Genomic DNA, 4,256 nt, shown 5'->3' on the forward strand with positions numbered 1-4,256 from the left:
GGGCAATACCCGATCAAGGTCCTCGTCGAGTTCGCGTCCGCCGAAGCATTTAGAGGCTGGTACGACTCCGACGAGTACCAGGCCCTCATTCCGTTCCGGCGGCAGAACTCCAACTGCAACATCTACATGTTGAAGGGCGGTTCGCTTTGAGCGCTGTTTACGCGATCCCGAAGACCGCGCGACGCGAGTGACACCGCCGAGGTGCGGGGCATGCCATTCGTAGCGCGAGCTCGACGACCCTGCGTGCGGAATCATCGAACGAGTGCGCCCCTCGCGTCGAGGTTTCGTCGATGCCGGCGCGCCGATCGCAGGACACACTACGAGTCGGAATTCGACGGCGGATCCGAACGCTGGTAGCGGGCGCGGTGTCGAACGCGCAGGCCGAGCATCTGCATGAGTCCACGATTGCGACGTGCGCTGTCCACGACGGAAGCGTGCGTCGTCATGAGTCGTACTACCAAGGGCTCCCATGGTGTTCGGGGGCTTTCGCTCCGAACGTAATGAGCTCGGCCGGGCTCGTTTCCCTCACAACGTATCTGGGGAATATTCTGGGATTGTTCGCCACGGGGCGCATCATTGCCGAACTCATCGTCACGGTGCACGCTGGTGGATGGTCCGGACATCCCGCGCGCCGTAGGTCAAGGCCATCCTCGTCGCGCCGCGCATCACGGTCGACGGGCGGAGCCAATGAGCTAGCCCGCCTCGGCGATCCGGTCGGTAATGGCCTCGGCGGCGCGACCGAGCTTGATCAGGTCGGCCTTCGTCAATGGTTCCACCACCAGTTCGCGCACCTTCGCGACATGGAAGGGGGCCGCGGCCACGACCGTCCTCATCCCCGCCTTCGTCAGCACGACCACGCTCACCCTGCCGTCGTCGGCGCAGACCCGCTTCACCACCAACCCGTTGCTGGCGAGGCGCCGGACCACATGCGACAACCGCGACAACGACGAGTTCGCCCTGGAGGCGAGTTCCGACATCCGCAGCATCCCGTCGTCGGCTTCCGAGAGATTCGCCAACACGTGGTACTCGAAGACGGTCAGTCCGGTGGTGCGCTGCAGGTCGCCTTCCAGCGTCGCCGGAAGCTCCATCATCATCGAAAGGATCTGCCGCCACGCACGCTGCTGATCGTCGTCGAGCCACACCGTTTGGGTCTGACGACGCTTACGCTCGGGCCGCGTCACCGCGACGACCTAATGGTTTCCGATGGTCCAACCCTCATCCGGACCTCCTCCACCTGAAGGATAGTTCGAGCGTCAACCGTCAATGTCACTTCACGACCGGCGACGGCTCCGTCTCGGCACCGCCGAAGGCGTCCGATCGTCGTCGAGTCGTCACAGTGTGCATCCCAGCGGGATTGAGCCCAAAGGGCACCATTGGTTGACGCATCAAGTTAACAGCTATAGGTTGATTGATGCATCAACTAATGACCCTGCCCCCGTGATGCGAAGTTCGCACGTTGACCGGTCGGGTCATCGGTCCCGTTCACACATACGTCTTCGAGGAGCTCACGTGAACATCGCGATATGGATCGCGTCTGGATTACTTGCCACCGCATATCTATTCGCCGGTGGCATGAAACTGCTAACGCCAAAAGAGCGCCTTGCAAAGAATCCCGCGATGGCTGCGGCCACCGAGGTGTTCTCCGCGACGTCGATCAAACTCATCGGTGGCGTCGAGGTCGCCGGTGCTTTCGGCTTGATCCTCCCGTGGCTCACCGCCATCGCGCGCATCCTGACGCCCGTCGCCGCGGCGGGCCTCGCGCTGGTGCAGGTGGGCGCGGCGGTGTTCCACGGTCGACGCGGGGAGTACGAGCGGTGGCCCGTGAACGCCGTGTTCCTGGTGCTGGCGGTCTTCGTGGCGGTCGGTCGGACCTTGGAGGTCGCGCGATGACCAGCGGTTTGCGGTACGCCGTCGTAGGCACCGGCAACATTGGCGGCATTCTGGCGCAACGGTTCTCCGACCACCGGGTCCCGGCACTGCTCGCCAACACGCGCGGTCCGGAGACGATCGACGTGTCCGAGCTGTCCGACGCGATCACGCCGGTGACCCTCGACGCAGCACTGGATGCAGATGTGATCATCCTGTCTATTCCGTTCCTGCAGGTCCGTGAGTTGGGCAAGATCCGTTCGAACTGGTCCGGCAAGATCATCGTCGACACGACCAACGCGTTCCTAGTGCCCAGCGCAGAGGAAGTCCTCGGGGGCCGCCTGTCGACTGATTTCAACGCTGACGCCTTTCCCGGCGCCTCGGTGGTCAAGGCGTTCAACCAAACCGCCGCCAAGATGTTCGCCGAGAAGCACCCATTTGAGTTCGGGAGACGCGTGGTGTTCGTGTCCAGCAACGACTCCGAGGCAAGCGCGGTGGTAGCCGCACTGTGTACCAGTCTCGGCTTCGCCCCGATCGAACTCGGACGCATCGACGAGGGTGGCGTACTCATCCAAGCGCGCAATGCGTTGGTCTTGCGCAATCTCTACGAACTGCCGTCGGAGCTTGAAAAGAACGCCCAGTCCACCTCGACGGTCGAGCACCAACTCTCACCCGGTACGTGGACGATCGACCCCATCCACTCGTCGATTACCTTCTCCGTTCGTCACCTGGTGGTCGGCCGGGTAAGCGGGCGATTCGACGACTTCGCCGGAGTGATCGCCGTGCCCGAGAACGGAACTCCGAGCGTCTCGGTGACGATATCGGTCGGATCGGTGAACACCGGCAACCCCGACCGTGACCGGCACCTACTAGCCTCCGACGTGTTCGACGCCGACCGGTTTCCCAGCGCCGATTTCGTGTCGACCGGCGTGTTCCCCGCCGGGGCCGACGACTGGGTACTGGACGGTAATTTCACCCTGCGCGGAGTCACCAAGCGGGCTCCACTGGCGCTCTCCTTTCTTGGCGTGAGCCCCGGAATGGGCCGCGGCGAGGTCGCCGGGTTCGAAGGTGCGATCAAACTCAGCCGCAGCGACTTCGGTGTCCTAGCCGACACTCCGGTGCTATCCGGAGGCGGTCTGGTGATGGGGAACACCGTCGACATCACCGTATGCGTGGAGGCAATCAGGGCACCGTTGGCGCCGCCGGGGTAGTTGGGGGCCCTTTGGGCGCCAAACGTCACGACTGGATCCGAAAACCTGCAGAAAGGGTGGACATGGAACTCCCGACCATGATGATCCTCCGCCCGATCGGGGAGGTCCGGTCGTGAACGGCCTCTCCGGCAAGGTCGCCGTCGTGATCTGACCCTTCCAAATGATCGGCGCGAGAGTCGCCTGCGAGATGGCTGCTGCCGGAGCGACCGTGGATGTTAACTAGGCCTCCGATGCCCGTTGACCACAACTCGAAAGTCCACTAGTCCCGGAGTTCTCGCCATGCATGCAAACGAAACGCCCTTCGGAGGAACGACTTCCACCGCGGCGGGACCGACGATAGCAGGGAAGGGCGGGGCGCCGATCTGGCAGCCCGGTCCCGACAGGCCCCAGGAGATTGCGACGGCCGCACTGTTCCTCGCCGCGGGCGACTCGAGCTTCGTCAACGGTATGGAGTTGATCGTCGACGGCGGCACCACGGCTGTCTGACCACCCACCACGCTTGCGCGGAGGCGGACGATCCTTCAGGACCCAATCCGAGGCGGCTGCCGGCGACGCTTCCCGGTGGACGCTTATTGGCCGGCATCGCGACTCCGTGAGATCCGTTGCTGTGGAACACCATGTCACGGCTTGGGGAGCGGGATCGTTAGGCGTAACCCGGCAGTCGTCAACACTTTCCGCATTGATGCGACCCCGCTGTGCAACAACGGATTCAACCAAATGTGTACGTGCTACGAGAGTGGATCGCGGGTGTCGTGATGACGTCGCGTCATGGCCACGGGGTCAGTACGACTTTGCCGGTGGTCTTGCGGTTGTGTATGGCGTGGTGCGCCGCTGCGGCGTGTTCGAGGGGGAACGTGGTTGGGATCCTCAGGTCGCCTGCCGCGATCCAGGTAAGCAACCGCGTCAGCGCATCCGAGACGGCGCTCCCACGCCTGAACCAGCCGCTCAGGAGGACTCCGGTGAGGGTGTGGTTGGCCTCGTAGAGATTCTTCACATCCAGCGATGCAGCGGTGGAGCTTGCCGCGCCGAAGCTGATGAGGTGACCGAACGGCGCGAGGGCGCCGAGGCTCTTGGCGAAGATGTCGCCACCGACACTTTCCAAGATGACGTCGGCAGCGCGTCCGTCGGTGGCCGCGAGGACTTGGTTAGGCCAGTCGTCATCCTGGCGGTAGTTGATGG

5 protein-coding genes and 1 pseudogene are annotated in these 4,256 nt (G+C 63.6%); 4 read left to right on the forward strand and 2 right to left on the reverse strand.

The genetic code is table 11. The features are described from left to right. Positions 1 to 12: 12 nt before the first annotated feature. Positions 13 to 150: a DUF1330 domain-containing protein gene (locus QOC69_RS31730; protein ID WP_526446473.1), complete on the forward strand. Its 138-nt coding sequence runs from the start codon at positions 13 to 15 to the stop codon at positions 148 to 150. Positions 151 to 692: 542 nt separating this feature from the next. Here QOC69_RS31730 and QOC69_RS31735 read toward each other — a convergent pair. After that, positions 693 to 1,181, reverse strand: coding sequence for a MarR family winged helix-turn-helix transcriptional regulator (locus QOC69_RS31735; RefSeq protein ID WP_526446469.1), 489 nt, complete (start codon positions 1,179 to 1,181; stop codon positions 693 to 695). 328 nt (positions 1,182 to 1,509) lie between these two features. Between QOC69_RS31735 and QOC69_RS31740 the strand changes: the two genes are divergently transcribed. The 3 genes and pseudogenes from QOC69_RS31740 to QOC69_RS31750 form a co-directional block, all read left to right on the forward strand. Further along, positions 1,510 to 1,890, forward strand: a complete 381-nt coding sequence (locus QOC69_RS31740; RefSeq protein WP_526446470.1) for a DoxX family protein — start codon at positions 1,510 to 1,512, stop codon at positions 1,888 to 1,890. Further along, positions 1,887 to 3,077 (forward strand): YceI family protein, encoded by a 1,191-nt coding sequence (locus QOC69_RS31745; protein WP_526446471.1) that lies wholly within the window; start codon positions 1,887 to 1,889, stop codon positions 3,075 to 3,077. Before QOC69_RS31740 ends, QOC69_RS31745 begins: the two co-directional genes overlap by 4 nt. Before the next feature lie 381 nt (positions 3,078 to 3,458). Next, positions 3,459 to 3,563, forward strand: a pseudogene (locus QOC69_RS31750) (SDR family oxidoreductase); the annotation flags it as partial. Positions 3,564 to 3,843: 280 nt separating this feature from the next. Here QOC69_RS31750 and QOC69_RS31755 read toward each other — a convergent pair. Then, positions 3,844 to 4,256 (reverse strand): zinc-binding dehydrogenase (locus tag QOC69_RS31755; protein WP_526446472.1); only part of this gene is annotated, 413 nt, incomplete at its 5' end.

Origin of the sequence: Mycobacterium sp. (assembly GCF_032162105.1) — a bacterium.
Classification (GTDB): Bacteria; Actinomycetota; Actinomycetes; order Mycobacteriales; family Mycobacteriaceae; genus Mycobacterium.

Coding starts and splice junctions, on each gene's coding strand:
- QOC69_RS31745 (WP_526446471.1), top strand. CDS start 1,887: ATGACCAGCGGTTTGCGGTACGCCGTCGTAGGCACCGGCAACATTGGC.